18 protein-coding genes and 2 pseudogenes are annotated in these 23,386 nt (G+C 71.6%); 6 read left to right on the top strand and 14 right to left on the bottom strand.

Translation table 11 applies throughout. The features are described 5' to 3' along the window. The first annotated feature begins 16 nt into the window (after positions 1-16). Positions 17-1,273 (top strand): alkaline phosphatase family protein, encoded by a 1,257-nt coding sequence (locus ACZ5DS_RS14745; RefSeq protein WP_468237720.1) that lies wholly within the window; start codon positions 17-19, stop codon positions 1,271-1,273. 12 nt (positions 1,274-1,285) lie between these two features. Here the strand turns inward: ACZ5DS_RS14745 and ACZ5DS_RS14740 are convergent, their stop codons facing one another. Beyond that, positions 1,286-2,314, bottom strand: a complete 1,029-nt coding sequence (locus ACZ5DS_RS14740) for an FUSC family protein (RefSeq protein WP_468237717.1) — start codon at positions 2,312-2,314, stop codon at positions 1,286-1,288. Between the two features lie 61 nt (positions 2,315-2,375). On the opposite strand from ACZ5DS_RS14740, the gene ACZ5DS_RS14735 reads away from it, so the two are divergent. Further along, positions 2,376-2,816, top strand: a complete 441-nt coding sequence (locus ACZ5DS_RS14735; protein ID WP_468237715.1) for a MarR family winged helix-turn-helix transcriptional regulator — start codon at positions 2,376-2,378, stop codon at positions 2,814-2,816. A 5-nt stretch (positions 2,817-2,821) separates the two neighbouring features. Here ACZ5DS_RS14735 and ACZ5DS_RS14730 read toward each other — a convergent pair whose 3' ends face one another. From ACZ5DS_RS14730 to ACZ5DS_RS14715, 4 genes and pseudogenes are all read right to left on the bottom strand, one after another. Continuing rightward, entirely contained in the window at positions 2,822-4,174 is a 1,353-nt protein-coding gene (locus ACZ5DS_RS14730; protein ID WP_468237712.1) for a hypothetical protein, read from the bottom strand. A gap of 67 nt (positions 4,175-4,241) precedes the next feature. Then, positions 4,242-4,535, bottom strand: a pseudogene (locus ACZ5DS_RS14725) (hypothetical protein); the annotation flags it as partial. Positions 4,536-4,684: 149 nt separating this feature from the next. After that, on the bottom strand, positions 4,685-6,313 hold the full coding sequence (locus tag ACZ5DS_RS14720; RefSeq protein ID WP_468237710.1) for a nuclease/transposase family protein: 1,629 nt from the start codon (positions 6,311-6,313) through the stop codon (positions 4,685-4,687). Between the two features lie 178 nt (positions 6,314-6,491). Next, positions 6,492-7,043, bottom strand: a pseudogene (locus ACZ5DS_RS14715) (carbohydrate binding domain-containing protein); the annotation flags it as partial. A 126-nt stretch (positions 7,044-7,169) separates the two neighbouring features. On the opposite strand from ACZ5DS_RS14715, the gene ACZ5DS_RS14710 reads away from it, so the two are divergent. Further along, positions 7,170-9,035: a ricin-type beta-trefoil lectin domain protein gene (locus ACZ5DS_RS14710; RefSeq protein WP_468237707.1), complete on the top strand. Its 1,866-nt coding sequence runs from the start codon at positions 7,170-7,172 to the stop codon at positions 9,033-9,035. Between the two features lie 643 nt (positions 9,036-9,678). Beyond that, positions 9,679-10,296, top strand: a complete 618-nt coding sequence (locus ACZ5DS_RS14705) for a GOLPH3/VPS74 family protein (RefSeq protein WP_468237705.1) — start codon at positions 9,679-9,681, stop codon at positions 10,294-10,296. A gap of 15 nt (positions 10,297-10,311) precedes the next feature. Here ACZ5DS_RS14705 and cimA read toward each other — a convergent pair whose 3' ends face one another. The 5 genes from cimA to ureA form a co-directional block, all read right to left on the bottom strand. Beyond that, positions 10,312-11,922, bottom strand: coding sequence for a citramalate synthase (gene cimA, locus ACZ5DS_RS14700; RefSeq protein ID WP_468237702.1), 1,611 nt, complete (start codon positions 11,920-11,922; stop codon positions 10,312-10,314). 301 nt (positions 11,923-12,223) lie between these two features. Continuing rightward, positions 12,224-12,835 carry a TetR/AcrR family transcriptional regulator gene (locus ACZ5DS_RS14695; protein ID WP_468237700.1) on the bottom strand — a complete coding sequence of 204 codons (612 nt, stop codon included), beginning with the start codon at positions 12,833-12,835 and terminating at the stop codon, positions 12,224-12,226. A gap of 18 nt (positions 12,836-12,853) precedes the next feature. Beyond that, positions 12,854-13,894 (bottom strand): agmatine deiminase family protein, encoded by a 1,041-nt coding sequence (locus ACZ5DS_RS14690; RefSeq protein WP_468237697.1) that lies wholly within the window; start codon positions 13,892-13,894, stop codon positions 12,854-12,856. Positions 13,895-13,935: 41 nt separating this feature from the next. After that, a complete protein-coding gene (locus ACZ5DS_RS14685) occupies positions 13,936-15,660 on the bottom strand; it encodes an urease subunit alpha (RefSeq protein WP_468237695.1) in 1,725 nt (574 codons plus the stop codon). Next, a complete protein-coding gene (gene ureA / locus ACZ5DS_RS14680) occupies positions 15,657-16,364 on the bottom strand; it encodes an urease subunit gamma (protein ID WP_468237692.1) in 708 nt (235 codons plus the stop codon). Before ureA ends, ACZ5DS_RS14685 begins: the two co-directional genes overlap by 4 nt. A 147-nt stretch (positions 16,365-16,511) precedes the next feature. Between ureA and ACZ5DS_RS14675 the strand changes: the two genes are divergently transcribed. Then, positions 16,512-17,954, top strand: coding sequence for a cytosine permease (locus ACZ5DS_RS14675; protein WP_468237689.1), 1,443 nt, complete (start codon positions 16,512-16,514; stop codon positions 17,952-17,954). Here the strand turns inward: ACZ5DS_RS14675 and ACZ5DS_RS14670 are convergent. Further along, positions 17,951-19,039 carry a branched-chain amino acid aminotransferase gene (locus ACZ5DS_RS14670; RefSeq protein ID WP_468237686.1) on the bottom strand — a complete coding sequence of 363 codons (1,089 nt, stop codon included), beginning with the start codon at positions 19,037-19,039 and terminating at the stop codon, positions 17,951-17,953. The genes ACZ5DS_RS14675 and ACZ5DS_RS14670 overlap by 4 nt on opposite strands. Before the next feature lie 231 nt (positions 19,040-19,270). Then, complete coding sequence (locus tag ACZ5DS_RS14665) at positions 19,271-20,314, bottom strand: 3-isopropylmalate dehydrogenase (RefSeq protein WP_468237684.1); 1,044 nt, start codon at positions 20,312-20,314, stop codon at positions 19,271-19,273. A gap of 143 nt (positions 20,315-20,457) precedes the next feature. Between ACZ5DS_RS14665 and ACZ5DS_RS14660 the strand changes: the two genes are divergently transcribed. Continuing rightward, complete coding sequence (locus ACZ5DS_RS14660) at positions 20,458-22,011, top strand: purple acid phosphatase family protein (RefSeq protein WP_468237682.1); 1,554 nt, start codon at positions 20,458-20,460, stop codon at positions 22,009-22,011. Between the two features lie 52 nt (positions 22,012-22,063). Here ACZ5DS_RS14660 and ACZ5DS_RS14655 read toward each other — a convergent pair whose 3' ends face one another. Both ACZ5DS_RS14655 and ACZ5DS_RS14650 read right to left on the bottom strand, forming a co-directional pair. Further along, complete coding sequence (locus tag ACZ5DS_RS14655; protein WP_359061336.1) at positions 22,064-22,195, bottom strand: hypothetical protein; 132 nt, start codon at positions 22,193-22,195, stop codon at positions 22,064-22,066. A 216-nt stretch (positions 22,196-22,411) separates the two neighbouring features. Next, a complete protein-coding gene (locus ACZ5DS_RS14650) occupies positions 22,412-23,317 on the bottom strand; it encodes a LysR family transcriptional regulator (RefSeq protein WP_468237680.1) in 906 nt (301 codons plus the stop codon). Positions 23,318-23,386: the final 69 nt, after the last annotated feature.

Raw genomic sequence — 23,386 nt, 5'->3', positions numbered from 1 at the left:
TCATGCCCAACCCCTCATGTCCCGCCGCAAGCTGCTCGCCACCATCGCGGGCGGCACGGGCGGCGCCATCGTCGCCGCCGCCGGATACGGCGCCCTGACCGCCGGTGCCGCCGAGCCGAAGCGGCACACGTACGTCCTCGTCGTCGACGGCTGCCGCCCCGACGAGATCACGCCGGTGCTCATGCCGCGCATCTCCGCGCTGCGCGACGCCGGTACGCAGTACCCGGGCGCCCAGTCGCTGCCGGTGATGGAGACCATCCCCAACCACGTGATGATGATGACCGGTGTGCGGCCGGACCGGTCCGGCGTGCCCGCCAACAGCTTCTACGACGTGGCGAACGACGTCGTCCGCGACATGGACCGGCCCACCGACCTGAAGGCCACCACACTCTTCGAGCTGCTGCGCAAGCAGAACCTCACCAGCGGCACGGTCCTCTCGAAGAGGTACCTGTACGGGATCTTCGGCACCCGCGCCGACTACCAGTGGAAGCCGGAGCCGCTGGTCCCGGTGACCAACCACGCGCCGGACAAGTACACCGCCGACGCCGCCATCACGATGATCGACCACGCCGACCCAGACGTGATGTTCGTGAACTTCGGCGACGTCGACCGCGTCGGCCACTCCGACATCACCGGTACGACGCTGGAGCTGGCCCGCAAGACCGCGCTCGCCGACACGGACGTCCAGATCGGGCGGGTGATCGACCACCTCAAGGACACCGGGCGCTGGGCGAACAGTGTCGTCATCGTCCTCGCCGACCACTCCATGGACTGGTCGGTGCCCACCAACGTGGTCTCGCTCCAGTCCCCTTTCGACGCCGAGCCGCTGCTCAAGGGCAAGGTGACCATCGCGCAGAACGGCGGCGCCGACCTGCTCTACTGGCGGGGCGCTGCGGCCGACCGCGCCCAGGCCGTCGACCTGATGCGGCGGATCACCCTGGCGCAGGAGGGCGTGCTGTCCGTGCACACCCCGGCCGAGTTGCGGCTCGGTAAGGAGGCCGGTGACCTGGTGGCGTATGTGCGGGCCGGGTACCGCTTCTCCGACCCGGCGGTGACCTCCAACCCGATCCCGGGCAACCACGGCCACCCGGCCACGCTGCCGATCCCGTTCTTCGTCACCGGCGGCGCGAGCGTCGTCCGTACCCGGGCCGTGAGCGACGCCCCCGCCCGCACAGTGGACGTGGCGCCGACGGTGGCCGCGCTCTACAGACTGCCGGCCCCGGCGGGCGGCTGGGACGGGACCGCGCGCACGGACGCGTTCCAGGGGCTGTAGCCGCTCTCTCGGTCAGGTGCGTCGGCGTGGTACGGGCAGCAGCCACCACGCCGACGCCACCGCGAGCACCGCGCCGACGGCGATCGCGGCCAGGCGGGTGGGCAGCAGGCTCTGCGCGTCCTGGCCGAAGTAGCCGAAGAGGAGCGAGAGGGCCGTGGTCATGCCGGCCGCCCAGTAGGCGTAGTTGAGCGGTCGGAGCCACAGGGCCACGGCCAGCACGGCGAACAGCACGACCATCGCCGTGTGCCCCGCGATGCCCGCCGTCGCCACACCCGTGGCGAGCACGGTGCCGGCGCAGGCGCCCAGGAGGCGCTCGACTCCCTTGCGCAGTACGTCGGTTCGGCCGCGGTTGCCGCTCGCCACGACGTACGCCGTCAGGACCAGCCAGGGCCAGTGGTCGTCGTAGAGAATCCGGCCGAGCGCGAAGGCGGCGGCCACCGCGGCCGCCATCTGGACGGCCATGCGGGTGCTGGGGCGCGGGCGCAGCCGGGAGGGCCGGCGCGGGGTGCCCGGGTCGACTTCGGCCGGCCAGGGGCCGTACCGGTCGGCCACCGCCTGCACCAGCCACACGCTCGCCCACGCCAGTACGCCGATGAGCGCCGACCATGCCCAACTCACCAACTGCCCCTGCACCTTGGGCGGCAAAGCAGGGCCCGGGACCACCAGGAGCGTCACCAGCGGGAGGGTGGCCACCGTGCCGGCCTTGGTGGCGGCGGGGCCATAGCGGCGGATCCAGATCGCCAGAGAGATTCCCGCGGTGAAGACGGCCGCGCCCAGCCAGTAGTCGGTGGCGATCAGCCGGCCCAGCAGGGTGCAGGCCGCCGACACCGCCGGGAGCAGCGCCAGTGCCGTCAGGCGGCCCCGGGTGTCCGCCGTCCGCCGGCTCCGGGCGAGCATGAGGGTCAGGGCCACAGCGAGGACGACCGAGTCCGTGTGCAGCCCGGCCGCGCCCTCCAGCCACAGGGCGATCGACCAGGAGAGCAGGGTGGCGATCATCGCCGTAGCGGCTTCATACGCGTTGCGTATCAGTTTGTTGGCCACACGGCCAGATTATCGGGAGACTTGCAGCAGAGTAGTAAGAAGATGCGTACCATGTCTTGGTATGGATCACCTTTCTGAAGCCGCCCGGCTCCGGCGGGCCGTCGTCCGGCTGAACCGGCGGCTGCGGCAGGAGCGCGGGGACGGGAGTCTCAGTCCCAATCAGCTCGCGGTGCTCGGGTATCTGCACCGGCACGGTGCGGCCACGCCCGGTGAGATCGCGGCTGAGGAGCGGCAGCGGCCGCAGTCGCTCACCCGGGTCTTCGCGGAACTGGAGGCCGAGGGGCTGATCGTGCGGGAGGCGGGCACGGTGGACCGGCGGCAGGCCGTGCTCACGCTCACCGAGCCGGGGCGGCGGGCGCTGGAGCGGGACATGGCCGAGCGGGACGCCTGGCTGGCCGAGGCGCTCGGGGCGCTCGGCGAGACGGAGCGGGGGGTGCTGGCGCTGGCGGCGGAGGTGATGGAGCGGCTGGGCACCATGAACGTGCCCATGCAGCACAACTGACGGGCTCAGAACCCCCCGCCGAAGTCCCCTCCCCCGTCCCCGCCGCCGTCGAAGCCCCCACCGTCGCCGAATCCGCCCCCGAAGTCCCCGGGGTCGAAGTCTGCGCCGGACACGTCGCCGCCCTCGTAGCCTCCGCCGAAGTCGCCGTAACCGCTGCCGTAGTCGGCCGCGTACGACGGTGTGGCCATCACGCTGCCGAGCAGGGTGCCGACGAGCAGGCCGGGCAGGATGCCGCCGCCGAAGTAGCCGCCCGCCCAGGGGCCGTAGGCGGGGCCCGCGTCCCAGTAGGGGCGGCGGCCGTAGTCGGTGTCGACCTCGCGGATCACCGGGTCCCGGCCGTCGGCCAGACGGGTGGCGTCGGCCGCGCAGACCGGGACCTCGCGGGGGGCGCCGCCGGGCGGGGTCCAGGCGGCGTCGGTGACGGAAGGGCCGTGGCGCGGGTCGAAGAAGCAGGGCGGGCGACGCTCCGGGAGGGGCCGTCCCGCGCGGCGGGCGGCCAGTTGGGCGAGGGAGAAGCGGCCGTCCTCCAGCGCCTCGGTGACCGGGCGGACGTCCTCGGGTTTCCGGGCCTCGGCCATGTACTGCTTGGCCTTCTCGTAGGCGTCCAGGGCCCGCTCGTAGTCGGCGCGCATGGCGTCGTCGGCGCCCGGCTCGGCCGGGTGGAAGTCCAGCCGGTCGAGTTCCTCGCCGAAGGCGGTGATGTCCTCGTCCACGACCACCCGCAGCCGGTCCAGGGCGGCCCGCTGCTCCTCGGCGTGGCGGCGGCGGTTGCGGCGGACCAGGGCGTAGGCGCCCGCGCCGCCGGCCACCAGCACCGCGGCCGTGGTGATCAGTGCCGTACTGGACACTCCGCCGCCCGTGCCGGAGGAGCCCCAGGACGCGGGAGCGTGGCCGCCCATGGTGACCAGGGCGCGGTCGGTGAAGTCGGTGAGCTGGGTCTTGGCGCTCTCGCCCTGGACGCTGGTGACGAGGTTCTGCACGGCGCTGTGGGAGAGCACCGTGGAGTCGGCGCGGGCGTCGAAGCGGTCGCCCAGGCGGATGGCGTACAGGCCGGTGACGCCGGTGGCCGTGCGCAGGTCGGTGAAGAGGTTCCGGGTGGGGTAGCCGGCCGGCAGGACGGCGATGAACAGGGGCTTGTTCGCGCCCTTGATCTGTTTGGCCAGCGTGCCGGCGTCGGCGGCGGACAGCTGGGCGGAGGCCGCCGGGTCGACGTAGACCGGGCTCTTGCGCAGGGCCTCGGCGATCGTGGAGATGCTGCCGGCCGCCGTCGCGCCAGGGGTCAGCGCGGTCACGATCACGAGCGTGAGGGCGGCCAGCAGCAGGGCTGGGAGGCTTCGGGTCCGCGGGACGGCCTTCATTCTTCGAAGCTACCCGAAACCTCCCATATGGGGGCAGGTGCGCAGGTGCGCAGAGCAGGCGGAGGGCTCAGGCCGCGGCCCGGTACGCCTCCGTCAGCTTCTGCACCGCCTTGCCGTACCTGCCGGTCAGCAGCAGATGGTCCGCGTCCGCGAACGGCTTCGCCACCGCCTCCGTGATGCGCTGCCCCACCTTCTGCTGGACGATCAGCCGCGCCTCGGCGACCAGCGCGTGTCCGGTCCGGTCGGCGCCCGCCTTCTCGGCCACGGCCGCCGCCAGGGCCAGGGCGCGCAGGCTCGCCGTGCCGCCCTGCGGGATGTGGGTGAGGGTGGTCAGGCCCCAGTCGTAGGGGAACTGGGGGTCGGCGGGGTCTCGGCAGGGGCCTTGGCGCCGGTCACCGTGAGCTTGAGCGGGATGGTCTCGGCGACTCGGCGGCCTTGTCTCGAGGGTGGGCACCTCGATGGTCTGCGGCGAAGTGACCCTTGAGCCGGGAGCGTGACGGCGTACCGTTCCTAGAGACTGAGCGGGAGTGAGTCCTGTTGCCAGGACGCGTGCTCAGCCGTGTGCCCCGAACGGTGTTGGGCACACTGGTCACCCGCTTTCGCTCCGTATTCGGCGCGCACGGATCGTGTCCGTGGTCCGGGGATACGGGGGCGGGTTCCCTCACGCCCCGGGACGCCCGGTTCGGCCTGGACGGTCCGATGCCCGCACCCATCGCTCTGGTGGGTGCGGGGCGGTGCCGTCCGTCGCCGGATCGGATGCCCCAGGGCGCGCCTTCCGATCGCCACGGCGGCCGCGTCGTGGCGAGTGGTCTTCCTGTTCTTCGTGGTGAGGGGCTTTTGCCAGTGCTGGGCGCCCCACTTGGAGGTGTTGGCCGGGTCGACGGCGACGATGGTGATGCCGAGTTCGGCGGCCATGCTCACCAGCCGTGCCCGCAGCCTGGCGATGGGCATGCCGGAGATGAGCTTGCGGAACCGCTTGCGGCGCCCGTGCTTCTCCCGCGTCTTCTCCGCGGCGAAGTCCAGATCCTCAACGGCGACGGCGAGGCCGTGGCGTTTGGCCCAGTGCAGGAGCCCGATCAGGGCGTGGCGGATCTGGGCGTCGCGGTGCTGGGCGGTGCCGGACAGGTCGTAGTCGAAGCGGTGCGGCTTGCCGACCGGGTTGCCGTGGACGTCGAGCCGCCATGCGGCCAGATGGTCGGCGTTCATGTCGACGCCGACCAGCCCGCCCGCGCGCACCTGGGTCAGGGGCACGGTCTTGACCGGCGGGATCTGCCAGGAGGCGGTCAGGTACCAGCGGCCGCGCTGGGTGTCTTCGTGGATGCGGTACGCCACGGCCCGGTTGGCGGCGGTGCGGTCGGCCCACTCCTGCCCCCTGTGGTGGAGGACGACGCGGCAGGCCAGCACGTACCGTCCATGCGGGGCGTTCGCCAGATATGCGAGCGGGGCGGGGAGCTTGATGCTGACCTCGCCGTCCAGGGTGACGCGGATGGTCTCGTTCCCGAACCGCTTGCCCGACTCCCCGTCCGCCTGCAGGAACCGGCGCTCGGCTTCCCAGCGGCGGCGCCAGGCGTCCTCGCTCAGCCCGGCGGCTTCGAGGTGGTGCCGGGTGTTCAGCAGCCGCTTGCCGCCCCGCACCACACGCACCCGCCCCACCTCCCGGTCGGCCCGCTCGCACTCCAGCCGGTCGGCAAGCACATGCAAACGCCAGGACTTCGCATGCCACTCCTGACGGGAGCGGTACCCGCCCGGGGCCCGCTTGGTCCCCGGCTCGCCCACCAGCAGCGACAGCCGGTGCCCGATCGTGCGCACGCCCGCCTCAAGATCCTGGAGGTGCGCAGCCTGGGCACGCCGGGCCAGCGCCCACTGGTCGTGCGTCGCCTTCGTGATCGACCCGGCCCAGCGCGAGGACGACTCCTCGGTCAGCGCCCGCTTGCGCCCCGCCCACGAGTCCGTGTCGTGCTCCAGACCGGCAGCACAGCGGGCCCGCAGATCCCGCCTGGCCAGCGTGCCGAGATGGTCGCCGACCAGCCGCAGCACCTTCTCGCCCTCGGGTGTCAGGTACTTGAGCCGGGTACGGATGGCCACGCCGGACGGGCCGAGGGCAACGAATGACGGCCCAGGTTCGCGCAGCCCGCCCATCCCCCAACCCCCTGCCCAATGCCGAAGAACCCGTCAGCACACCCAACGAGCCCGTCCCGCAAAGGTCACGCATTCGATGCGAGAACCCCCGTTCCCCTCAACGCCGTGAGCGCGGCAGACGCAGCACTCACTCATGCTCGTCACATGCGCCCAAGCGTTCTCAACTGGCAGCAGTTCCAAACCCCCACATCCCCGTCAGCCCCAGGACGTGGTCGATACCGCCGACGGGCTGGTAGTCCGTGCGGTAGGCGAAGTCGGTGAAGGGGATCTCGATCTGCTTCCAGCCGGTGAAGTCGTCGGTGAAGGAGGTCGTCCAGAGCTCCGAGGCCTCGCCGTTGGTGCCGCCGTCCTTGATCTCGAAGGCGATCTTCCTGCCGTTGTTCCGGCCGTCCCACCAGAAGCGGATGCCGCGGTGGGCGGACCAGTCGTGGGCGGGTTCGCCGGCGGCGAAGTCGTGGGTGAAGCCGCCGTAGCCGCTGATGTCGTAGCTGCCGGTGAGGACCTTGGCGCCCTCGGGGGCGTCGGAGCGGTCGGTCAGTTGGAGGGTCGGCGGGTCGTCGGTGTCGCTCCCCCAGGTGAAGATGCCCTCGGCGGGCTGGGAGGCGAAGGGGACCTCGCCTTCGAAGCGGTCGACCGGGGTGGGTGCGGGTTCGTCCGCGGCCCGCGAGACGGCCGGTGACAGCAGTGCGGCGAACAGGGCGGTGGAGACGAGCAGGGCGGTTCTTGGCATGGACCTTCCCTCGACTCTCTGGTTCACTCAGGCTCCCACGGTTCACTCATGACTTAGATCACGCCGTGAGTTAACTAACCGCTCGCAGACCCGTCAAGACGTCCCGTCAGGAAGGGCTACGCATCCATGACGAGAACCCCCCGCGCGCTCCGGCTGCTGCCGGCCGGACTGCTCTGCGCGGTCGGCATCACCGCGGCCACCGTCCCCGCACACGCCGCGGGCGAACAGGTCACCGCCTGGCTGACCACCACCGACGACACCGGCGGCCGCCATGTGGTCCGGGGCCTCCAGGCCCAGACGCCGTTCGCCTTCCAGTCCGGCACCGGCGGCAGCGGCGAGAACATCACCGTCGACGAGAACACCCGCTACCAGACCTTCACTGGCGGCGGCGCGTCCTTCACGGACACCGCGGCCTGGCTGATGAACAGCAGCGGGGCGCTGTCGCAGACCACGCGGGACGCGACCATGCGCAAGCTGTTCTCGCCGACGGACGGCATCGGGCTGTCGTTCCTGCGCAATCCGATGGGCGCCTCGGACCTGGCGCGGTACGGGTACACGTACGACGACGTGCCGGCCGGTCAGACGGATCCCTCGCTCGCGAACTTCTCGATCGCGCACGACCTCGCCGACGTCGTTCCGCTGACGAGGCAGGCGCTCCGGCTCAACCCGTCCCTGACCGTGATGGCCTCGCCGTGGACCGCCCCGGCCTGGATGAAGGACAGCGGCTCGCTGAACGGCGGCTGGCTGAAGGCGGAGGACTACGGGGCGTACGCCTCGTACTTCGTGAAGTACCTGCAGGCGTACCGCGACCAGGGGATCAACGTCTCGTACGTGACCGCGCAGAACGAGCCGACGTGCTGTTCGGGGTACCCGTCCATGAGCTGGAACGCGAGCGGGCTGGCGTACTTCACCAGGAGCGAGCTGCTGCCGAAGCTGCAGGCTGCGGGGCTTTCGACGAAGGTGCTGGCGCACGACTGGAACTGGGACGTCTACGACTCCTACGCGGCCCAGACCGTGGACGACGCGGCGGTCCGCGCCCACCCCAACTTCGGCGGGATCGCCTGGCACGGCTACGGCGGTGACATCGCCAAGCAGACGTCCGTGCACAACCAGTACCCGGCGCTGGACGCCTTCGGCACCGAGCACTCCGGCGGCACCTGGATCGCCGACCAGCAGCGCGAGGACATGTCCAACATCATCGACTACACGCGCAACTGGGCGAAGTCGGTGACCAAGTGGTCGCTCGGGGTGGACCAGAACATGGGCCCGCACAACGGGGGTTGCGGCACCTGCACCGGGCTGATCACCGTGCACAACGGGGACGGGGCGAGCGGGACGGTCGACTACACGGTCGAGTACTACGACATGGGCCATCTGACGAAGTTCGTCCGACCGGGCGCCCAGCGGATCGCGTCCACGGCATCGACCGCCGTGCCGAACGTGGCGTGGCGCAATCCGGACGGCAGCAAGGCGCTGATCGCGTACAACGACTCCTCCTCGGCCAGGACGCTGACCGTCAACTGGGGTTCGCAGCACGCCACTTACTCGCTGCCCGGCAAGACCTCGGCGACCTTCACCTGGTCCGGCACGCAATCGGGCGGGTCCGCGCAGAGCGGGTCCTTCGTGGGCCTCGCGGGCAAGTGCCTCGATGTGGCGGGCGGTTCGAGCGCGAACGGTACGGCGGTGCAGCTCTACGACTGCAACGGGAGCGCGGCACAGAAGTGGACCGTGCAGGCCGACGGGTCCGTCCAGGCGCTCGGCAAGTGCCTGGACGTGACGTCCGGGTCGACGGCGGACGGGGCGAAGGTGCAGCTGTACGACTGCAACGGAACCGGTGCGCAGCGGTGGTCGTACAACGCCTCCACGGGTGATGTGGTGAACACGGCGGCGAACAAGTGCCTGGACGTCACGGACAACTCGTCGGCGAACGGGGCTCGGGCGCAGATCTGGTCGTGCACCGGGGCTGCCAACCAGAAGTGGAAGCTGCAGTAGGACTCTGCCGGAAGGCCCGGCCCCTCGTCCCCACCACCAGGGGGCTCCGCCCTATGCCCACCCACCACCCGACTCGGTCGGCTGGAGGGTGGGCGGACGAACGCTCGGTGGACCGAGGGGCGGGCCGGGGCGACTCGGTGGGCTAGGGGCGGGGCGGGACGGACGCTCGGTGATCCGGGGCGGGCGAGGCTGCTCGGCGGGCTGAGAGGCCGGGCGGACCGGACGCTCCGCGAGCGGGGGCGGGCCGGGGGCCGCCCGTGAGCTGAGGGCGGGCGGGACGACTCGGTGAGCCGGGAGCCGGCCGGGGCAGACGCTCGGCGAACCGGGGGCGGGCGCGGCGAGTCGGTGAGCCGAGAGGCGGGCCGGGACAGACGCCAGGCGAACCGGGGGCGGGCGCGACGACTCGGTGAGCCGAAAGGCAGGCCGGGACAGACGCCAGGCGAACCGGGGGCGGGCGCGACGACTCGGTGAGCCGAAAGGCAGGCCTGGACAGACACTCCCTGAACTGAGGGGAGGGGGGAGTTCGGGAGGCTCGCCCGGGACGTGTGCTGGGGGGCGGTGGTGGAGTGGGTGCGGGACGATGAGGGGGACCGGTGTGCCGCCGGGCGCCTCACGGCTGACGTCTGTGACCTGGAGTGCGGACATGACCACAGCGCGGGACTTGTTGATCGTCGCCCTGGACGTGCCGTCCACCCGGACCGTGGGGCAGGGGGACCTCTCGCTCGCCCTCGCGGGAGCGGAGGTGCTCGACCTCCTCGAAGCCCGGGCCCTCACCCTCCAGGGCGATCGCATGGTCCCCTCAGCCGAGCAGGTCACCGGTGACCGGCTGCTGGACGAGGCGCAGGCCGAGCTCGTCCGGCAGGAACCGTACGAGTCCGTCGAGGACTGGCTGTGGCGCCGGGGGCGCGGGCTGGCCTCGGCCTATGCCGACGCCCTGGAGGCGGAGGGGCAGGGCGGCGGGAAGCACCGCCACTGGCTGCCCTGGCGCACCGAGCGCACCGCCCCCACCGACTCGCCCGCCTGGCGCCACGCGACCGACCGCTGGAACGCGCACGAACCCGTCCTCGTGAGCCTCGCGGCGGCCCTGGGCATCCAGGAGGCGCCGCCGGCCGAACGGACGGACCCCGACACCGCCCCCGACCCGGACACGCTGGAGACCGTCCTGGCCGCCGTCGGCGACGCCCTCGCGGAACTGGAGGCCGTACGGCAGCGGCGGCGCATCGAGGAGGACGCCTTCGACAACGTCTGGCGTGCCCCCTGACAGGCCTGCGAGGGTCTACTCCGCCGGCTCGACCCCGGCTCGCAGCAGACCGTACGTGTAGGCGTCCTCCAGGGCCTGCCAGGACGCGGCGATGACGTTGTCCGCCACACCGACCGTGGACCATTCGCCCGTGCCGTCGGAGGTGGAGATCAGGACGCGGGTGGTGGAGGACGTGCCGTGCTTGCCCTCCAGGATGCGGACCTTGTAGTCCACCAGTTCCAGCTTGGCGAGCTGCGGGTAGATCTTCTCCAGGGCGACGCGCAGCGCCCGGTCCAGGGCGTTGACCGGGCCGTTGCCCTCCGCCGTCGCCACGATGCGCTCGCTCTTGGCCCAGAGCTTCACCGTGGCCTCGTTGGCGTGGGTGCCGTCGGGGCGGTCCTCGACGATGGCCCGCCAGGACTCGACGTCGAAGTACTTCAGGGGCCTGCCCTCGACCTCGGCTCGGAGCAGGAGTTCGAACGAAGCGTCTGCTGCCTCGTACGTGTAGCCCTTGAGCTCGCGCTCCTTCACCCGCTCGACCACCCGGCCGACCAGCTCCCGGTCGCCACCGAGGTCGACGCCCAGCTCCTTGCCCTTGAGCTCCACCGACGCCCGGCCCGCCATGTCGGAGACCAGCATGCGCATGGTGTTGCCGACCTGCTCGGGGTCGATGTGCTGGTACAGGTCCGGGTCGACCTTGATCGCGGAGGCGTGCAGGCCGGCCTTGTGCGCGAACGCCGAGACGCCCACGTACGGCTGGTGCGTGGAGGGGGTCAGATTGACGACCTCGGCGATGGCGTGGGAGACCCGCGTCATCTCGCGCAACGAGCCCTCCGGCAGCACCTTCTTGCCGTACTTCAGCTCCAGGGCCGCCACGACCGGGAAGAGATTGGCGTTGCCCACCCGCTCGCCGTAGCCGTTCGCCGTGCACTGGACGTGCGTCGCCCCCGCGTCCACCGCGGCCAGCGTGTTCGCGACCGCGCAGCCGGTGTCGTCCTGGGCGTGGATGCCGAGCCGGGCGCCGGTGTCGGCGAGGACCGTGGAAACGACCGCCTGGACCTGGGCGGGGAGCATGCCGCCATTGGTGTCGCAGAGGATGACGACGTCGGCGCCGGCCTCCGAGGCCGTACGGACGACCGCCTTGGCGTACTCCGGGTTGGCGCGGTAACCGTCGAAGAAGTGCTCGCAGTCCACGAACACCCGGCGGCCCTGCTCGCGCAGGTAGGAGACGGTGTCCCGGACCATCTCCAGGTTCTCGTCGAGCGTGGTGCGCAGCGCCAGCTCCACATGCCGGTCGTGCGACTTGGCGACCAGCGTGATCACCGGGGCGCCGGAGTCGAGGAGCGCGTTGACCTGCGGGTCGTCGGCGGCCTTGGCACCGGCGCGGCGCGTGGCGCCGAAGGCGACCAGCTGGGCGTGCCGGAAGTCGATCTCCTGCTGGGCGCGGGCGAAGAACTCGGTGTCCCGCGGGTTCGCGCCGGGCCAGCCGCCTTCGATGAAGCCCACGCCGAAGTCGTCCAGGTGCCGTGCGATGGCGAGCTTGTCCGCGACGGTGAGGTTGATGCCCTCGCGCTGCGCGCCGTCGCGCAGCGTGGTGTCGAAGACGTGGAACGAGTCGTCGAGCTCGCTGGTTGCCGTCTCGGTCATGGTCTCAAGGCTCCTGATTGTGGATCTTCGGTCTTACCGGAATGACCGGCTCCACCATCCCCCCAATACTCCCTCGCGCTCCGCTCCCCGGCTGTTGGTGGGCCGGAAAACGAAAAAACCCCTCGCGGGTGCGAGAGGTCTGCGCGCGGGTCGAGGACGACGGTGGCCACCCGTACCTGGTCGTACGTGGTGGTCACTGCGGACCGGCGCGCCTGCTGCCAATAATCATGGCGAACGAGAGCACGGGGGCAGTCTCGCACAGCGCTGCCCCTGGCTCACCGTCTGTCTCAGGATGCGGTCGTCAGGCGTCCGGTGTGAGGAGCGTCTCCCCGAGGAACTCCCGGACGTGGATGATCACTTGCTCCCGGTCCGTGCCGCGCAGACCGATGGCGACATGGATGGAGAACCCGTCCAGCAGGGCGCGCAGCCGGGCCGCGTAGCGGTCGGCGTCGACCGGGCGGAACTCCCCGCGCGAGACGCCCTCGGCGAGCAGCGCGACCAGGTCGCGGTGCCAGGCGCCCTCGATGGCGGCCTGCCGCTCGCGGGCATTGTCGTCGGCGTTCTGCGAGCGGTTCCAGACCTCCAGCCACAGCGTCCAGTGCGGGTCGCGGTGGCCGTCCGGGACGTACAGGTCGACGTACGCCTCCAGGCGCTCCCGGGCGGTTCCCGGGCGGGTGAGCAGGCGGCTGCGCTCGGCGCCGAGCCTGCCCTCGCTCCACTCCAGGGTCTGCAGCAGCAGCTCGTCCTTGGAGCGGAAGTAGTACAGCAGATGACCGCTGCTCATCCCGACCTCGCGGCCGAGCCCCGCCATGGTGAGCTTCTCCAGACCGCGCTCGGCGATCATGTCCATGGCGGCGACGAGAACCTCCTCGCGCGGCGGCGCGTTCCTGCGCGCACGGGCCGCACCGGCCATCTGCTGCTCCTGTGTGTGTCAGACCTTCGGCTGCTGCTGGGTGATGCAGTGGATGCCACCGCCACCCGAGAAGATCGTACGGGCGTCCACCAGGGTCACCGTCCGCTCCGGGAAGAGACGGCGGAAGATCCCGGCGGCGATCTCGTCGCGCGGGTCGTCGAAGCCGCACAGGACGACTCCGCCGTTGCAGATGTAGTGGTTGATGTAGGAGTAGTCGGCCCAGTGGCCGTCGGCCTCCAGGACGGTCGGGGCGGGCACCTCGACCACCTCCAGGGCGCGGCCGCGTGCGTCGGTCGCCGCCTTGAGGATGCCGATGACCTCCTTGGTGACCTCGTGGTCGGGGTGGGCCGGGTTCGGCTGGTGGTGGGCGACGACTACGCCCGGGCGGGCGAAGGCGGCGACGATGTCGACGTGGCCGAGGGTGCCGAAGCCGTGGGGAGGGTAGTCGCCGGTGAGGCCGCGCGGCAGCCAGATCGCCTTGCTCGTGCCGAGGTGGGCGTGGATCTCCGCCTCGACCTGCTCCTTCGTCCAGCCCGGGTTGCGCTCGGGGCCGAGCTGCACGGTCTCGGTGAGCAGCACGGTGCCCTCGCCGTCGACGTGGATCGCGCCGCCCTCGTTGACCAGCTTCGAGGCGTACGTCTTCGCGCCCGCGAGGTCGGAGACGTATGCGGCGATCTTGGAGTCGTGCTCCCAGCGGGCCCAGTCCTGGGCGCCCCAGCCGTTGAACGTCCAGTCCACGGCGGCCAGTTCGCCCTGGCCGTTGGTGAGGAAGGTGGGGCCGATGTCCCGCATCCAGGCGTCGTCCAGCTCGCGCTCGACGGTGTCCACGCCCGGCCCGAGGAGCGCCTGCGCCTGCGCCGACTGGCCGGGGCCGCACACGACCGTCACCGGTTCGAAGCGGAGGACGGCGCGGGCCACCGACGCCCAGGCCATGCGCGACAGGCGGAGGTCGTCCGGGTCGTCGAAGGTGGGGTTGGGGCCCGGCCACGCCATCCAGGTGCGCTCGTGCGGGGTCCACTCGGCGGGCATGCGGAAGCCGTCGGCGGCGGGAGTGGTCATCTGTCGGGGTCCTTGTGTCCGAGGGGGCTTGTGGCCGGGGGTCAGAGGAAGTAGAGGCGGTTGAGGGAGACGGAGTCCGCGGGCCCGGAGCGCAGCGGGTCGCCGTCGAGGGTGACCAGGCCGGTGCGCCGGTCGACGTCGACCGCTCCGACACGGGAGTTCAGGCGCAGGTCGGCCGGGCCGATGCCCCGGGTGCCGCGCACGGCGACCCTTCGGCGCCGGGTGGGCATCTTGTCGCCCCCCTGGTCCACGGCGGCCTGGGCGACGAAGGCGACGGAGATGTCGGCGGGTGTGGCGCCGTGCGCGCCGAACTGCGGGCCGAGTACGAGGGGTTCGCAGGTGTCGGTGGCCGCGCCCGGGTCGCCGACCACGCCGTACGCCGGGAAGCCGGACTTGAGGACCAGCTGCGGCTTGGCGCCGAAGTACTCCGGGCGCCACAGGACGATGTCGGCGAGCTTGCCGACCTCGATCGAGCCGACCTCGTGGGCGAGGCCGTGCGCGATGGCGGGGTTGATGGTCAGCTTGGCCATGTAGCGCAGGACGCGGGCGTTGTCGTCGCCGTCGCCGTCGCCCTGCATCGGGCCCAGCTCGGCCTTCATCTTCCCGGCCATGGCGAAGGTACGGCGGACCGTCTCGCCCGCGCGGCCCATGCCCTGCGCGTCGGAGGAGGTGATGCCGATCGCGCCCAGGTCGTGCAGCACGTCCTCGGCGCCCATGGTGCCGGCCCGGATGCGGTCGCGGGCCATGGCCGCGTCGCCGGGCAGGTCGGTCTTCAGGTCGTGGACGGAGACGATCATGCCGTAGTGCTCGGCGACCGCGTCCCGGCCGAAGGGCAGGGTGGGGTTGGTGGAGGAGCCGATGACGTTCGGGACGCCGGCCATCTTGAGCACGTTGGGGACGTGTCCGCCGCCGCAGCCCTCGATGTGGAAGGCGTGGATCGTGCGGCCCTCCAGCACCTTCAGGGTGTCCTCGACCGACAGGCACTCGTTCAGGCCGTCGCTGTGCAGGGCGACCTGGACGTCATGCTCTTCGGCGACACGCAACGCCGTATCCAGCGCACGGGTGTGGGCGCCCATGTCCTCGTGCACCTTGAAGCCACTCGCCCCGCCCTCGGCCAACGCTTCGATGAGCGGCGCCTGATGTGACGACGAACCCCGGCCCAGGAAGCCGATGTTGACCGGCCAGGCGTCGAAGGCGTTGAAGGCGTGCTTGAGCGCCCAGGGCGAGTTGACGCCGACGCCCCACACCGGGCCGAACTCCTGCCCGATGATCGTGGTCACGCCGGAGGCGAGGGAGGCCTCCATGATGCGCGGCGACAGCAGGTGGACGTGGGTGTCGACGGAACCGGCGGTGGCGATGAGCCCCTCGCCGGACACGATGGACGTCCCCGTGCCGACGACGACGTCGACCCCGTCGAGGGTGTCCGGGTTCCCGGCCCGCCCGATGGCGCAGATGCGTCCCTCACGGATGCCGATGGACACCTTGCGGATGCCCTGCGCCGCGTCGATCACGACGACGTTGCTGATCACGACGTCACAGGTCTCGCGGACGGCGGCGGCCTTCAGATGCAGCCCGTCGCGGGCGGTCTTGCCGAACCCGGCGAGGAACTCGTCGCCGTGCTTCTGGGAGTCCGACTCGACCCGGACGACCAGGCCGGAGTCGCCGAGCCGGATGCGGTCGCCGGCGCGGGGGCCGTGCGTGGCGGCATAGGCGTAGGGGTCGATGTGGATCGACTCGTCGATCTCGCGTCCCTTGGAACGGCTCATCGTTCTCCTCCTTCCGGCGTGACCGTGTGCGTGATTCCCAGATATCCGCAGGCGGCGGCCCTGCGCAGCGCCTCCTGCTTCGCTCCGGGCGCGTCCAGCGGACCGTCGACCAGACCGGCGAAGCCGATCGCGATCCGGGCGCCGCCGATCGGGACCAGCCCGACCTCGGCGCTCTCCCCCGGCCCGAACCGCACGGAGGACCCGGCGGGTACGGCGAGCCGCATGCCGTAGGCCTTCTCGCGTACGAAGTCCAGCCGCGGGTTGGCCTCGAAGAAGTGGAAGTGGGAGGTGACGGAGACCGGCACGGTCGCGGTGTTGGTGACCGTGAGCCGGAGCGCCGGCTCGGGCTCGGGGTGCTCAGGGCCCGGCAGCAGCGCACCGGGGCCCTCCGCGCCCGAGCCGGCGCCGATCGGGTCGGAGACCACCGCGAGCCGGGAGCCGTCGTCGAAGACGGCCTCGACGTGCACCTCGGTGACGACGTCGGCGACGCCCGGCAGCACGTCCTCGGGGCCGAGGACCGACCGGGCCGCCTCGATGGCCTCCGCGAGCCGCCGGCCGTCCCGCGCGGCCTCGCAGACGGTGTCCGCGATCAGCGCGGTGGCCTCCGGCACGTTGAGCCTGAGACCGCGCGCCCGGCGGGCCCGGGCCAGCTCGGCGGCTCCGAAGAGCAGCAGCCGGTCACGTTCCGTGGGGGTCAGTCTCACGACGCGGCACCTCCTTGCCTTCCACACGTTTGAGCATCACTCTAAACGCACTCTTCATGGAACGGAAGCATTGACTGACGTTCGCAGTTCAGGTCACATTGAACGCCGCTCAAACCGACAGAGGCGAACGTCGAAGGAGACCCAGCCATGCCCATCGAACAGCGCGGTGTCGACACCATCCCGGACGAGGAGCGGACCAGCGGTCCACGGGACCTGGTCTCGATCCTCCTCGGCTCCAACCTCTGCCTCGGGGTGATCATCTTCGGCTGGCTGCCGCCGTCCTTCGGGCTCGGCTGGTGGGCGTCGGTGAGCTCGATCGTGGCGGGCACGGTGGTCGGTACGGCCGTGACGGCGCCGCTGGCCCTGATCTCCCTGCGCACCGCGACCAACCTGTCCACCTCCTCCGGCGCCCAGTTCGGGGTCCGGGGCCGGCTGGTCGGCTCGGTCGTCGGCCTGCTGCTGGCCCTCGGCTACACCGCCCTGACCGTGTGGATCGGCGGCGACGTGATGCTGGGCGTGCTCGGCCGGCTGTTCGGACTGCCCGCGGACGGGGTGTCGTACGCCGCCGTCTACGGGCTGCTCGCGGCGGCGACGGTCGCGGGCGCGGTGTACGGCTACCGGGTGCTGCTCGCCATGTCCCGGGTGCTGGCCATCGGCATGACGGCCCTGCTGGTCCTCGGGATCTTCGCCTACGCCCCGCACTTCACGACCTCGGCGCTGCCGGAGACGGGCGGCTATCTGCTGGGCTCCTTCTGGCCGACCTGGTTCCTGGCGGCGGTGGCGGCCGGCCTGTCCGGCCCGATCGCCTTCATCACCCTGCTCGGCGACTACACCCGCTACATCTCCCCGTCCCGCCACTCCAGCCGCCGCGTCCTGCACGCCACCTGGCTCGGCCTGATCCTCGGCCTGCTGGTCCCGCAGCTCTTCGGCACCTTCACGGCGTACGCGGCCCACGCGGCCCTGGACTACGCGGGCCCCCTCGTCTCCGCCTCCCCCGCCTGGTACCTGGTCCCGCTGCTGCTGGCCGCCTCCGCGGGCTCGGTCGGCAACGCGGGCCTGATGCTGTACTCCATGGGCCTGGACCTGGACGCGATCCTGCCCCGCGCCTCCCGCGCCCGCGCCACCAACACGGTCGCCGTCGTGGCCACGGCCTGCGTCTTCGTCGGCCACTACGCCTGGAACGCCCAGTCCGCGATGACGTCCTTCGTGCTGCTGCTCACCGCGATCGGCACCCCGTGGGCGGTCATCACCCTCATCGGCTTCGTCCGCTGCCGCGGCGTGTACGACGCCGACGCCCTGCAGGTCTTCAACCGCCGCTCGCGGGGCGGGATCTACTGGTACAAGGCCGGCTGGAACGTCCGGGCCACCGTGTCCTGGGCGACCGGCGCGGCGGTCGGCCTGCTGGCGGTGTCCCTGCCCTCGTACGAGGGCCCGCTGCTGCGGCTCACCGGCGGGGTGGACTGCAGCTTCCTGCTGTCGGGCGCGGTCGGCGGGCTGGTGTACCTGCTGCTGACGCTCGCCCCGGAACGCGGCAGGGCCGCCGCGGACGTGCAGTCCGAGGCGGCCCTGAGCGCGAGCGCCGAGCGTTAGGCGATCTTGTGCATCCAGCCGTGCCGGTCCTCCGACCTGCCGCGCTGGATGTCCAGGAGAGCCTGGCGCAGGCGGAGCGTGACCTCGCCGGGCTCTCCGCCGCTCTGCTTCCACTCGACACCGTTCCGCTTCACCGTGCCGACCGGGGTGATCACGGCCGCGGTGCCGCAGGCGAAGACCTCGGTGAGGGTGCCGTTCTCGGAGTCGGCCTGCCACTGGTCGATGGAGACGCGGCCCTCCTCGGACTCGTAGCCGAGGTCGCGGGCGACGGCCAGCAGGGAGTCACGGGTGACGCCCTCCAGGATGGAGCCGGTCAGGGTCGGCGTGATGATCTTGTTGCCGTACACGAAGTACAGGTTCATGCCGCCGAGTTCCTCGACCCACTTGTGCTCGACCGCGTCGAGGTAGCAGACCTGGTCGCAGCCCTGGGCGGCGGCCTCGGCCTGGGCGAGCAGGGAGGCCGCGTAGTTGCCGCCCGTCTTCGCGTCGCCCATGCCGCCGGGGACAGCGCGGACGCGGTCCTCGGACGCCCAGATGGAGACCGGCTTCACGCCGCCCGGGAAGTAGGCACCGGCCGGGGAGGCGATGACGAGGAACAGGTACTCGTTGGCGGGCTTGACGCCGAGGCCGACCTCGGTCGCGATCATGAACGGGCGCAGGTAGAGGGACTCCTCACCGCCGTGCGCGGGCACCCAGTCCTTGTCCTGCCGGACCAGGGCGTCGCAGGCCTCGATGAACGTCTCGACCGGCAGCTCCGGCATGGCGAGACGGCGCGCGGAACGCTGGAAGCGCTTGGCGTTCTGGTCGGGGCGGAAGGTGGCGACCGAGCCGTCGGGCTGCCGGTAGGCCTTCAGGCCCTCGAAGATCTCCTGGGCGTAGTGGAGGACGTTGGTGGCCGGGTCGAGGGGGATCGGCGCGTACGGAACGAGCTGACCGTCGTGCCAGCCGCGGCCCTCGGTCCACTTGATCGTCACCATGTGGTCGGTGAAGTGGCGGCCGAATCCGGGGCTGGCCAGGATCGCCTCCCGCTCCGCGGCGGCCAGCGGATGGGCGGAGGGCTTGAGCTCGATCGTGGGCGTCGTCATGAGTGGTTGTCCTTCACCGGTTGTGTAGTGACGGGCCGCATCCACGTCCACTGCTAGGACGTCCGAGCTTTCCCTCATACCGCGGCTCCGCGTTCGATTATCGCGCGGGGCTCTGGCCGGAAGGGAATCGGGGTGAAAGCGGCCCAGGGTTGATGGTGGCACCCGACGACCGCATAGGAAAAGCCGCCGGGTGCGGATGCGACCCGGCGGCTTGCTGTGTAGAGCGGCGGGTCAGCCGGCTACGCGTACGGCGAGCGCGTCGCCGATCTCGGAGGTGGAGCGGGCCGGCTTTCCGGCGCGCTCGGTGAGGTCGGTGGCGACCGCCGCGTCGATACGGTCGGCTTCGGCGTCGTAGCCGAGGTGGCGCAGCAGCAGGGCGACCGACAGGACCGTGGCGGTCGGGTCGGCCTTGCCCTGGCCGGCGATGTCCGGGGCCGAGCCGTGGACCGGCTCGAACATGGACGGGAACTCGCGGCTCGGGTTGATGTTGCCGGAGGCGGCCACGCCGATGCCGCCGGAGACGGCCGCGGCGAGGTCGGTGATGATGTCGCCGAAGAGGTTGTCGGTGACGATGACGTCGAACCGCTCGGGCTGGGTCACCAGGAAGATGGTGGCCGCGTCGACGTGCAGGTAGTCGGTCTCGACCTCGGGGTACTCCGCGGCGACCTTGGTGAAGATGTTCGTCCACAGGTGCCCGGCGAAGGTCAGCACGTTGTTCTTGTGGACCAGCGTGAGCTTCTTGCGGGGGCGGGCCTGGGCGCGCTCGAAGGCGTCGCGGACCACGCGCTCGACGCCGAAGGCCGTGTTGACGGAGACCTCGGTGGCGACCTCGTGCTCGGTGCCCTTGCGGATCGTGCCGCCGTTGCCCGTGTAGGGGCCCTCGGTGCCTTCGCGGACGACGACGAAGTCGATCTCCGGCTGGCCGGCCAGCGGGGTCGCGACACCGGGGAGCAGCTTCGACGGCCGCAGGTTGACGTGGTGGTCGAAGGCGAAGCGGAGCTTGAGCAGGAAGCCGCGCTCGAGCACGCCGGACGGGACCGACGGGTCGCCGATGGCGCCGAGCAGGATGGCGTCGTGCTGCTTGAGGGAGGCGAGGTCGGCGTCGGTGAGGGTCTCACCGGTGGCGTGGTAGCGCTTCGCGCCGAAGTCGTACTCCTTGGTCTCCAGCTTCACATCCTGCGGCAGGACGGCGGAGAGGACCTTCAGACCCTCGGCCACGACCTCCTGCCCGATGCCGTCACCGGGGATCACTGCGAGATTGATGCTGCGAGACATGTCGGCACCCTACTCCTCGTCCCAGGGGATGACATGCCCCGTCCGTCATGCGGACACCCGGATGGGTCGTCGGCGTCATCCCGTCGGCTGGCGTTCACCCCTGTGTGGCGCGGGTGTTGGCCCCCCGTGGAATGTTCCCCGGCATGGAGACACCCGACTTCGGCATTCCGCGGCGGCTCGCGGAGCGGATGAGCATGGCCGAGCAGTACGAGTACCTGTACACCCGGCTGGTGCGCCGCCGCACCCTGGTGACGGCGGGCGCGGTGGCGGGCGGCCTGCTGACCGGCTGCGCCGGCGGCGCCGGGGCGGCGGGGCACCCGGCCCCGGCCGCCTCGCGGGTGTCCGGCTCGGTGGTCCGCCCCTTCGGCCGTCATCTGGCCTTCGGCGCCGACCCGAAGACGCAGGTGCGGGTCTCCTGGCAGGTGCCGTTCGCGGTGAAGCGGCCGTACGTGCGTGTGGGGCTGCGCCCCGACGACCTCGGCCGGCGCGTCGAGGCCGAGGTGCGCAATCTGCACACGCCCGGGGTGCAGGGGGTGCGCCCTGCACTCGAGCAGTACTACGTGCACGCGGCCCTGGACGGCCTGAGGCCCGGCACCACGTACTACTACGGCGTCGGCCACGACGGCTGGGACCCGGCCGCGCCCGCCAACCGGGCCGCCGTCGCCTCCTTCCGCACGGCACCCGCGACCGCGGAGCGTTTCGTCTTCACGGCCTTCGGCGACCAGGGCGTGGGGCAGGCCGCGAGCGCCAACGACCATCTCGTGCAGCGCCAGAACCCCGCCTTCCATCTGCACGCGGGCGACATCTGCTACGCGGACGTCAACGGCGCCGGGCAGACCTCGGACGGCTACGACCCGACGTTCTGGGACCAGTTCCTGCAGCAGAACGAGCCGGTGGCGCGGTCGGTGCCGTGGATGGTGACGACCGGCAACCACGACATGGAGGCCTGGTACTCGCCCGACGGCTACGGCGGCCAGCTCGCCCGCTTCTCCCTGCCGGACAACGGCTTCGACCCGCACGGGGCGCCGGGCGTCTACGCCTTCACCTACGGCAACACCGCCTTCGTGGCCCTCGACGCCAACGACGTGTCGTACGAGATCCCCGCCAACTTCGGGCACAGCGGCGGCCGGCAGACCAAGTGGCTGGACGCGACACTGGGCGAGCTGCGCGCGACGAAGGGCGTGGACTTCCTCGTCGTCTTCTTCCACCACTGCGCGTACTCCACCTCGCAGCACGCCTCGGACGGCGGGGTGCGGGCCGAGTGGCTGCCGCTCTTCGCCCGGCACCAGGTGGACCTGGTGATCAACGGGCACAACCACGTCTACGAGCGCACGGACGCGATCAAGGACGGACACGTGGGCCGGGAGGTGCCCGTCGGCGGCTCCACCGACCCCACGCGGGACGGGATCGTGTACGTCACCGCGGGCGGTGGCGGCCGGGACCTGTACGCCTTCCCGTCGGGCGTCAAGGACAGCTACGAGGGCCATGTCACCCGGCACGACGCCGTGGAGACCTTCGCCTGGACCAAGGACAAGGAGCGCGCACCGGAGACGGCCCAGTGGTCCCGCGTGCGGTACACCGGCTTCTCGCTCCTCGTGGTGGAGGCGCGGCCGGGCCCGTCGCCGCGGCTCAGGGTGTCGGCCCTCGCCCAGGACGGGCACCGGATCGACCACTTCGAGGTGCGGCGCGGCGGGTGAGACCGCGCCGCTCCTCTGCGGGTGCGGCTCCCGGATCAGTGGCCGTGGCTGCTCAGTGGCCGGTCTCGCCGCCGTTGTCCCGGCGGTCGAGGGCGCGCTGGAGCGCGGCGGCGGCGTTCTTGCGGTCGGACTCGCTCGTACGGGACACGTGACGGACTCGGCGGCGGATGGTCGTCTCGGCCATGAGGGATCGACTCCTTCGGCACAACGAAGTGCGGATGAGGGGTGACGAGACGCCGGAGGCGGGGGCGGGCCGCAGGGGTTGCCTGCGCGGGGCCCGGCTCACGACCGCCATTCGCTGGATCGAGCGAGACGTTCGGCTCCTACAAAACTAAGGGAGCAGACCGCGGCTGTCTGCACAATTACTCGGACTTCCTATTATCTGAGACGGTGGATCGTGTCACACCGTCTTGACCTGCACTTTCTCCGTACGCGGGTGGAGCGAGCGCAGTTCCCGGACGAGCGCCCGAACGGCGGACGTCGCGGCCAGTTCCGGGGTGGTGACATAGCCGACGGAGCGGTACGGCCGCTCGGGTCCGAGGTCGGTGACCGTGACGGAGGGCGGGGCCGCGGTCAGGGAGAGCGCGGGCATGATCGCCATGCCGAGCCCGCTGCCCACCATCGACAGCACCGCCCCGTCGTCCTCGGCGCGGACGGTCGCGGCCGGGATCCAGTCCTGGGCGGCCCACCAGTCGCGGGTGTAGGAGCCGCAGTTCTCCATCCAGTCGACCAGCGGGAGCGTGCGCGGGGCCGGGTGTCCGGCGGGGTGCACCAGGGAGTACGGCTCCTCCAGCAGGACGTCGCCGACCATCCCGGCGGGCACGGGCGAGTCGGCGCCGAAGGTCGCGATCCCGAGGTCGGCCCGCCCTGCGGCGACCTCGCCGGCGGTGCCGGGGCCCAGTTCCCGTACGACGGTGACGCTCACCTCGATGCCCGGGTGCCGCAGCGCGAGCCGTTCCAGGGCGGGCGGCAGCAGATGCAGGGCCGCGCTGCGGAAGGCGGCGATGCGCAGCGGTCCGGCGAGCTCGCCGGTGTCGGCACCCCGGGCGTCGGCAGCCAGCGCCTGGAGCATCCGCAGCACGCGTCGCGCATGGGCGGCCGCCCGCTCCCCCGCGGGCGTCGGCCGGGCGCCGAACCGGCCGCGCTCGAAGAGGACGACACCCAGCTTGCGTTCGATGCCGCGCACGGCATGGGACACGGCGGACTGGGTGGCCCCGAGCCGGGTGGCCGCCGCCGAGAAGCCACCCTCGTCGGCCACGGCGACCAGGGTCCTCAGCTCCTGCGGGGCAAGGTCGGCGGCTGTCACTCGGGTCTCCCACCTGCTGCTATGAGGGCGGCTCATGGATCGCCGCGTTCCATGAGCCCAACCCTCTGC

This window comes from Streptomyces sp. NPDC031100, from assembly GCF_055570785.1.
This window is presented reverse-complemented; position numbering and strand designations above follow the sequence as displayed.

What these genes read in the sequence shown, in the direction of transcription:
- ACZ5DS_RS14745 (WP_468237720.1), top strand. Translation starts at nt 17, where the DNA reads ATGTCCCGCCGCAAGCTGCTCGCCACCATCGCGGGCGGCACGGGCGGC.
- ACZ5DS_RS14735 (WP_468237715.1), top strand. Translation starts at nt 2,376, where the DNA reads ATGGATCACCTTTCTGAAGCCGCCCGGCTCCGGCGGGCCGTCGTCCGG.
- ACZ5DS_RS14730 (WP_468237712.1), bottom strand. Translation starts at nt 4,174, where the DNA reads ATGAAGGCCGTCCCGCGGACCCGAAGCCTCCCAGCCCTGCTGCTGGCC.
- ACZ5DS_RS14720 (WP_468237710.1), bottom strand. Translation starts at nt 6,313, where the DNA reads ATGGGCGGGCTGCGCGAACCTGGGCCGTCATTCGTTGCCCTCGGCCCG.
- ACZ5DS_RS14710 (WP_468237707.1), top strand. Translation starts at nt 7,170, where the DNA reads ATGACGAGAACCCCCCGCGCGCTCCGGCTGCTGCCGGCCGGACTGCTC.
- ACZ5DS_RS14705 (WP_468237705.1), top strand. Translation starts at nt 9,679, where the DNA reads ATGACCACAGCGCGGGACTTGTTGATCGTCGCCCTGGACGTGCCGTCC.
- cimA (WP_468237702.1), bottom strand. Translation starts at nt 11,922, where the DNA reads ATGACCGAGACGGCAACCAGCGAGCTCGACGACTCGTTCCACGTCTTC.
- ACZ5DS_RS14695 (WP_468237700.1), bottom strand. Translation starts at nt 12,835, where the DNA reads ATGGCCGGTGCGGCCCGTGCGCGCAGGAACGCGCCGCCGCGCGAGGAG.
- ACZ5DS_RS14690 (WP_468237697.1), bottom strand. Translation starts at nt 13,894, where the DNA reads ATGACCACTCCCGCCGCCGACGGCTTCCGCATGCCCGCCGAGTGGACC.
- ACZ5DS_RS14685 (WP_468237695.1), bottom strand. Translation starts at nt 15,660, where the DNA reads ATGAGCCGTTCCAAGGGACGCGAGATCGACGAGTCGATCCACATCGAC.
- ACZ5DS_RS14675 (WP_468237689.1), top strand. Translation starts at nt 16,512, where the DNA reads ATGCCCATCGAACAGCGCGGTGTCGACACCATCCCGGACGAGGAGCGG.
- ACZ5DS_RS14670 (WP_468237686.1), bottom strand. Translation starts at nt 19,039, where the DNA reads ATGACGACGCCCACGATCGAGCTCAAGCCCTCCGCCCATCCGCTGGCC.
- ACZ5DS_RS14665 (WP_468237684.1), bottom strand. Translation starts at nt 20,314, where the DNA reads ATGTCTCGCAGCATCAATCTCGCAGTGATCCCCGGTGACGGCATCGGG.
- ACZ5DS_RS14660 (WP_468237682.1), top strand. Translation starts at nt 20,458, where the DNA reads ATGGAGACACCCGACTTCGGCATTCCGCGGCGGCTCGCGGAGCGGATG.
- ACZ5DS_RS14655 (WP_359061336.1), bottom strand. Translation starts at nt 22,195, where the DNA reads ATGGCCGAGACGACCATCCGCCGCCGAGTCCGTCACGTGTCCCGTACG.